Raw genomic sequence first — 6,093 nt, 5'->3', positions numbered from 1 at the left:
TTCCGGAGCTCAGGCTGGCCGTCGTCGACGACCAGCCCCTCTACCGGCACATGCTGTCGTCGCTGCTCCGCACGCCGCTCCGGAGCGCCCGCCACGCCGCTCAGGACAGCCGGACGCCCGTCAGGGCGAGGCCCGCGGCGGCCGCCGCGACGGCGAGCGCCGCCGTGCCGACGCCGTACCCCAGGCCGGCCGCCCAGCGGCGGTCGAGCAAGAGCCGCGCGGTCTCGACGCTCGCCGTGCTGAACGTCGTGAAGCCGCCGAGCACGCCCGTCCCGAGCACGGCCCGCCACACCGGGTCGAGGACGCCGGCCAGCACGAGCCCGGTGACGACTCCGAGCAGCAGCGACCCGCTCACGTTGATCAGCGCGGTGCCGACCGGCCAGCGCGCCGGCACGAGCGACCGCGCGACCCCGTCGACGACGAGCCGTGCGGCCGCTCCGACTCCGCCCGCGAGAGCGACCGCGAGCAGCAGGCCGGGCGTCACGCCGCCGCCCTCCGCCGCCGCCCCGCGACAGCGATGCCCAGCGCCGCGGCGAGCACGCCCAGCACGAGCGTGCCGCCGGTGTAGAGCAGGTACTCCACGACGTGGCCGCCCTCGAGCAGCGCGACCATGTCGAGCGAGAAGGTGCTGTAGGTCGTGAATCCGCCCAGCACGCCGGTGCCGAGCAGGAGGCGCAGGGTGCGGCGCCCGCCCTCGTCCGGCCCGCGCCGTGCCAGCGCCTCGAGCAGGAGGCCCAGGAGGAACGCGCCCGGCAGGTTCACGGCGAGCGTCGCGACCGGCACGACGCCCAGCGGGGGCAGTGCGGCGCCGATCGCGGCGCGCGCAGCCGTGCCGACGGCTCCGCCCGCCGCGACGAGGAGGATCGCGGAGGGGCGCAGGTGGAGGGGTCGCGTCACTCCGCGAGGTCCCAGGGCGCCGGGCGCGACGGGTCGCGGTCGGCGCGCGGGACGACGAGCACGGGGCGGTGCTGGCGGTGCGCGAGGTGGGCGGCGACGCTCCCGCTGAGGAACTCGGCGATGCTCGCGAGCACGCCCGCGTCGCGGGTGCCGACCACGATCATCCGCGCGTCGACCTCCTCGGCGACCTCGGCGAGCGCCAGGGCGGGCTCGCCCCGCGCCGCGCGCAGCGACCACTGCACGGTGCTGCCGTCCAGCTCGTGCTCGACCGTCTCGCGGAGCCCGGGCGGGAGGGACGGGCCCTCGCCGCGGTCGGCCGCGGCGCCGACGAAGCCGAGCGGGATGCCGCCGGTCATCGGATCGACGTACTCGCCGACGAGGTACGGATCGGCCGAGACGGACACGAGCAGCAGGGCGGCTCCGGCGTCGGCGGCGACGCGGGCGGCGGTGCGCAGGACCTCGGGTCGCTGGCCGTCGACGATGCCGACGAGGACGGGCCCGGTGGGGGTGGGTGCGGTCATGAGGAGCTCCTTCCCGGTTGCGCCCCATCCTGGCACCGCGCGGGCGCGAGCGGTCGGAGCATCCGAGCCGGATCCGTCGTGATCGTTCCGTTTTGCGCGGGCCTCGGGCTAGAGTGGCTCGTCGCCGGATCCCCACCGGCCCCCGACCCCCCGTCACCACCGTCATCCGAGGAGAACGCACGCGTGTCGAAGCCAGGCATTCCCACCCCTGAGGAGAGTGCCGGCACCCCGACCACTGCACCCCTGACCCGGCGCGAGGCCCGCGAGGCCGAGCGCCGTGCGGCCCGGGCCGAGACGGAGACGGACGCGGCCTCCGCCGGCACCGCGGTCGAGGGCAGCGGATCGGACGACTCCGCCGCTTCCGCAGCCGCTGGCGACTCCGCGCCCACCGCCGTCGACGCCGCAACGGCCGTGGCGACCGCTCCGACCGTGTCGGTCGAGATCCCCGCCGCCGCCCCCGCGCTGACGCGGATCTCCGCGCGACGACCCCCGGTCGAGGGACGCCTGGACCTCCGGAGCATGGGTGAAGATGGGCGGATGACATCCGCGGGGGGCGTTCCGGAGCTCAGGCTGGCCGTCGTCGACGACCAGCCCCTCTACCGGCACATGCTGTCGTCGCTGCTGCGCGCGGCGCCGGGCGTGCGGAGCGTCGTGGAGGCCGGATCCGCCACGGAGGCGCGGTCGGTGCTGCGGCCCGCGGAGCTCGACGTGGCGATCCTCGACATCGAGCTCGGCGACGGGGACGGCATCGAGCTCGGGCGCCGGCTGCGGTCCACCGCGCCCGGGCTGGGCATCGTCCTGCTCTCGGCCGTCGACGCGATGCACCGCTTCCTCCGCCTCGACCGCGCCGAGGCCCGCGGCTGGAGCTACCTCTCGAAGACCTCCTCTCTCTCCGCCCCCGCGCTGCTCGCCTCCGTCCGCGCGACGGCGGACGGCCGCACCGTGCTCGACCCGGCGCTGGTCGCCGCCCGCGCGGCCCGCCGCGACGCCCCGGTCGCCGCACTGAGCCCGCGCCAGTACGAGGTGCTCTCCGGCCTCGCATCGGGGCTGACCAACGCCGCGATCGGCGAGCGCCTCGGCATCGCGGTCCGCTCGGTCGACAACCACGTCAACGCCGTCTACGCGGCCCTCGGCGTCCGCTCGGACGGCGAGCGCAACCCGAGGGTCGACGCGACGCTCCTCTTCCTCGAGCACACCGGATGAGCGCCGGCCCGCGCGACGCGCGCGAGGACAACCGCATCGTCCTCGGAGCGATGGCCCTCCTGGGCGGCGTGCTCTCGCTGCTGGCCGCGCTCCAGGCCGTCTTCGCGCTCGGGATGCTGTCGCGGACGCTGCGGGGCGTCGATCCGGGGCCGCTGCTCGACGTGACGACGCGCGTCCTGGTCAACGTGGCGACGATCGGGCTCGCGATCGCCCTGGTCGCGGTGCTGCGTCCCGAGCGCTCGACCGGCGGCGCCCGCGTGGCTCGAACGGCGGTCATCGCCATGGGGATGGGACTCGTCCGCTGCTGCCTCCAGGTGCTGACCGGCGTCTACCCGCTCTCGGCACTCCCCGCTCTCGCGGTCGAGCTGGTCGTCGGATCCACGGTGATCGCGCTGATCACCGCCTACGGCTACCTGCTCGTGCGCGCGGCACGGCGCGTGCGCGAGAAGGAGCGGGAGCACGCCCGCGCCTCCGTGCAGGCGCTCGAGGCGGTGCAGGCCCTGCAGCGGGAGGAGCTGCGGGTGCGGCGCGACGTCGCGCAGAGCCTGCACGGCGGCCTCCAGAACGGACTCGTGGTGCTGACCGCCGAGCTGCACGCGGTCGCGAGCGCATCCGACGAGGCGGCCTCGGAGCGGCTGCTCGCCATCGCCGCCCGGCTCGACCGGCTCCGCGAGAACGAGGTGCGCGCGGTCGGCCACGCCCTCTACCCGGTCGAGATCGACCACGGCCTGGTCCCCGCCGTCCGCGACCTCGTCGCGCGCCTCCCTCCCGAGATCGCGGTCGACCTCGACCTCGGCCGCATCCCGGCGCTCGCCGCCGAGGGTGCCGAGCCGCCGCTCGACCAGCGGATGCTCCTGGTCCGGTTCCTGGAGGAGGCGGTCACCAACGCGCTGAAGCACGGCGGCGCCTCCTCGCTGCGGGTGCGCGGCGACGAGGAGGCGGGCGTCGTGGTGCTCACCCTCGACGACGACGGCCGCGGACTCGTCGAGGGGTCGACGCGCTCGGGCCTGGCGCGGCTGGAGCGGCAGCTCGCGGTCTACGGGGGCTCGCTGGAGCTCTCGGACTCGCCCGTGCTCGCGGGGGCGCGGCTGCGGGCGCGGCTCCCGCTGTCCGGCGCGGCGCCCGGCGGGGACGGTGGACGGGCGGAGTAGCGGCACCGGCGCTCTCGCCGTCCCTCGCGTCGAGCACAGGGCGGTCCGAGGGACGGATTCATGCCGGATGGCGAGCCGTCTCCTCGTGCCCGCCCCTCACGCCGGGTAGACCAGCAGATCCTGCGGAGCGACGGTGAAGCCTGCCTCGCGGCCGGGCGCGAGGTCGAGGCGCGCCGCGTCGGCCGCCGGGACGTCGGCGGTCAGGAGCGCGCTGCGCACCCGCACCGCGTCTCCCCGCTGCTCCACGTCAGTGATCATGGCGCGGAGGCCTCCCTCTCCGACGGAGACGGCGGAGGGACGGACCGCGGCGAGCACCGCGGCGCCGACCGCGACCGGCTCGGCCGCGACTCCGGACAGCTCGTGCCCGTCGGCGGTGCGCAGACCCGTCGCGGTGCGGACGCCCTCGAGCAGCTCGAGCCCGGCGAGCTCGGCGGTGAATTCGGTGCGCGGGCGCGTGAGGACGCGGGCGGTCGGCCCCTCCTCGACCACCCGGCCGCCGTGCAGCACCAGAACCCGGTCGGCGAGGGTCCAGGCGTCGAGCACGTCGTGGGTGACCACGATCGCCGAGCGGTCGGCGAGCACCTCGCGGAGCATCCGGCGGAGGACCGGGGCGGTCCGGGCGTCGACCGCGGCCAGCGGCTCGTCGAGCAGCAGGAGGCGCGGGTCGGTCGCGAGGGCCCGGGCGAGGGCGACCCGCTGCGCCTGGCCGCCGGAGAGGCTCCCCGGGCGCCGGTCGGCCAGGTCGGCCACGCCCGCGGCGGCCAGCTCGCGCTCCGCCCGCTCGCGGGACCGCGCCCGCCCGGCGCCGGCGCTGCGCGGACCGAACGCCGCGTTCTCGCGCACGCTGAGGTGCGGGAACAGCAGCGGATCCTGCGCCAGCAGGGCGACGGGGCGCCGGTGCGGAGGAGTCCACCGGCGGTCATCGAAGAGCAGCTCGCCGCCGGCGGTCGCCCGCCCGGAGTCGGCACGGACGAGGCCGGCGATCAGCTCGAGCACGGTCGACTTGCCCGCGCCGTTGGGCCCGAGCAGCGCGATCGTCTCGCCCTCGGCCACGTCGATCCGCACGTCGATCCCGCGCGCCGCGAGCCGCGCCTCCAGCAGCAGGCTCACCGCGGCACCCCCCGGGCGGAGCGGCCGTGCGCGAGACCGATCACGAGCACCGCGACCACCACGAGCACCAGCGCGAGGGCGACCGCCGCGTCCGGATCGCTCTCGCGCTGCAGGTAGATCTCGAGCGGGAGGGTGCGCGTCGTGCCCTCGAGGCTGCCGGCGAAGGTCAGCGTCGCTCCGAACTCGCCGAGCGCCCGCGCGAACGAGAGGATCGCGCCCGAGGCGAGGCCCGGCAGGATCAGCGGCAGCGTGATCCGCCGGAGCACCGTACCGGGGGAGGCGCCGAGCGTCGCGGCGACCGACTCGTACCGCGCGCCGGCGCTGCGCAGCGCGCCCTCGAGCGTCAGCACCAGGAACGGCAGGGCCACGAAGGTCTGCGCGATCACGACGGCGGTGGTCGAGAACGCGATGCGGACGCCGAGGGCCTCCAGCGCGCCGCCGAGGAGGCCCATCCGCCCGAAGGTGAAGAGCAGCGCCAGCCCGCCGACCACCGGCGGCAGCACCAGCGGCAGCAGCACCAGCGAGCGGAGCAGCCGCTGGCCGGGGAAGGCCGTGCGGGCGAGCACGAGGGCCATCGGGCTGCCGAGCAGCAGGCACAGCAGAGTGGCGACGGCGGAGGTGCGCAGGCTCAGCAGGAGCGCGGCGACGGAGGAGTCGGAGGTGATCAGCGGCAGGAACTGCGGCCAGTCGACGCGGGCGAGGATCGCGGCGAGCGGGAGCAGCACCAGCAGGGCGCCGAGCGCGGCGACGGCCACGACCCAGCGCGGCAGGCCGGACCCGGTGCGCATCAGCCGCGGGCGAGCGGCGTCTCGACGATGACCGTGGTCGCCTTGACCACCGCCACCGCGGGCGACCCGGGCTCGAGCCCGAGCTCGCGGACCGCTTCGCTGCTCATCAGCGAGACCACGCGGTGGGGACCGCACTGCAGCTCGACCTGCGCCATCACGGTGTCCATCACGATGCCGGTGACGATCCCGACGAAGCGGTTGCGGGCCGAGCGCGCGACCGGGCACGGATCCTCCGGCAGCACGGCGTTCGCGCGGGCGAGCCGGGCGACCTCGAGGCCGTCGACGACGCGTCTCCCGGACGCGTCCTTCGCGCTCTCGAGCGTCCCGTTCTCGATCCAGCGCCGCAGCGTGTCGTCGCTCACGCCGAGCGCGGCGGCGGCGTCCCTGATCCGTATCTGCGGCATGGAGTCGATCCTACGTCCG

8 protein-coding genes are annotated in these 6,093 nt (G+C 76.3%); 2 read left to right on the top strand and 6 right to left on the bottom strand.

Annotated features, from left to right (window positions below):
- Nucleotides 1-100: 100 nt before the first annotated feature.
- The 3 genes from C5B93_RS13020 to C5B93_RS17305 are packed head-to-tail and all read right to left on the bottom strand — an operon-like array spanning nt 101 to nt 1,418.
- Nucleotides 101-484 (bottom strand): CrcB family protein, encoded by a 384-nt coding sequence (locus tag C5B93_RS13020; RefSeq protein WP_104226584.1) that lies wholly within the window; start codon nt 482-484, stop codon nt 101-103.
- The gene (locus C5B93_RS17310; RefSeq protein ID WP_219814043.1) at nt 481-897 is read right to left on the bottom strand and encodes a CrcB family protein; all 417 of its coding nucleotides are present in this window, start codon (nt 895-897) and stop codon (nt 481-483) included. The genes C5B93_RS13020 and C5B93_RS17310 overlap by 4 nt, the downstream gene beginning before the upstream one ends.
- Nucleotides 894-1,418, bottom strand: coding sequence for a universal stress protein (locus C5B93_RS17305; RefSeq protein ID WP_104239244.1), 525 nt, complete (start codon nt 1,416-1,418; stop codon nt 894-896). Before C5B93_RS17305 ends, C5B93_RS17310 begins: the two co-directional genes overlap by 4 nt.
- A gap of 183 nt (nt 1,419-1,601) precedes the next feature.
- Between C5B93_RS17305 and C5B93_RS13010 the strand changes: the two genes are divergently transcribed.
- Complete coding sequence (locus C5B93_RS13010) at nt 1,602-2,621, top strand: response regulator transcription factor (protein ID WP_258068226.1); 1,020 nt, start codon at nt 1,602-1,604, stop codon at nt 2,619-2,621.
- Nucleotides 2,618-3,772, top strand: a complete 1,155-nt coding sequence (locus C5B93_RS13005; protein ID WP_104292639.1) for a sensor histidine kinase — start codon at nt 2,618-2,620, stop codon at nt 3,770-3,772. Before C5B93_RS13010 ends, C5B93_RS13005 begins: the two co-directional genes overlap by 4 nt.
- A gap of 96 nt (nt 3,773-3,868) precedes the next feature.
- On the opposite strand, the gene C5B93_RS13000 is transcribed toward C5B93_RS13005, so the two are convergent.
- Genes C5B93_RS13000 through C5B93_RS12990 form a run of 3 tightly spaced genes read right to left on the bottom strand, consistent with a single transcriptional unit; the run spans nt 3,869 to nt 6,074 of the window.
- Nucleotides 3,869-4,882, bottom strand: a complete 1,014-nt coding sequence (locus tag C5B93_RS13000) for a sulfate/molybdate ABC transporter ATP-binding protein (RefSeq protein WP_104292638.1) — start codon at nt 4,880-4,882, stop codon at nt 3,869-3,871.
- Entirely contained in the window at nt 4,879-5,670 is a 792-nt protein-coding gene (locus C5B93_RS12995; protein ID WP_104292637.1) for an ABC transporter permease, read from the bottom strand. Before C5B93_RS12995 ends, C5B93_RS13000 begins: the two co-directional genes overlap by 4 nt.
- Complete coding sequence (locus C5B93_RS12990; RefSeq protein WP_104292636.1) at nt 5,670-6,074, bottom strand: molybdopterin-binding protein; 405 nt, start codon at nt 6,072-6,074, stop codon at nt 5,670-5,672. The genes C5B93_RS12995 and C5B93_RS12990 overlap by 1 nt, the downstream gene beginning before the upstream one ends.
- Between the last annotated feature and the right edge of the window lie 19 nt (nt 6,075-6,093).

The sequence above is a fragment of the Rathayibacter sp. AY1A2 genome (genome assembly GCF_002930935.1).
Taxonomy (GTDB): Bacteria; Actinomycetota; Actinomycetes; order Actinomycetales; family Microbacteriaceae; genus Rathayibacter.
The sequence above is the reverse complement of the archived record's forward strand: the minus strand, read 5'-3'. Positions and strand labels throughout refer to the sequence as shown.

Excerpts from the sequence above, each read along its gene's own strand:
- C5B93_RS13005 (WP_104292639.1), top strand. The coding sequence starts at position 2,618 with ATGAGCGCCGGCCCGCGCGACGCGCGCGAGGACAACCGCATCGTCCTC.
- C5B93_RS12995 (WP_104292637.1), bottom strand. The coding sequence starts at position 5,670 with ATGCGCACCGGGTCCGGCCTGCCGCGCTGGGTCGTGGCCGTCGCCGCG.
- C5B93_RS17305 (WP_104239244.1), bottom strand. The coding sequence starts at position 1,418 with ATGACCGCACCCACCCCCACCGGGCCCGTCCTCGTCGGCATCGTCGAC.
- C5B93_RS12990 (WP_104292636.1), bottom strand. The coding sequence starts at position 6,074 with ATGCCGCAGATACGGATCAGGGACGCCGCCGCCGCGCTCGGCGTGAGC.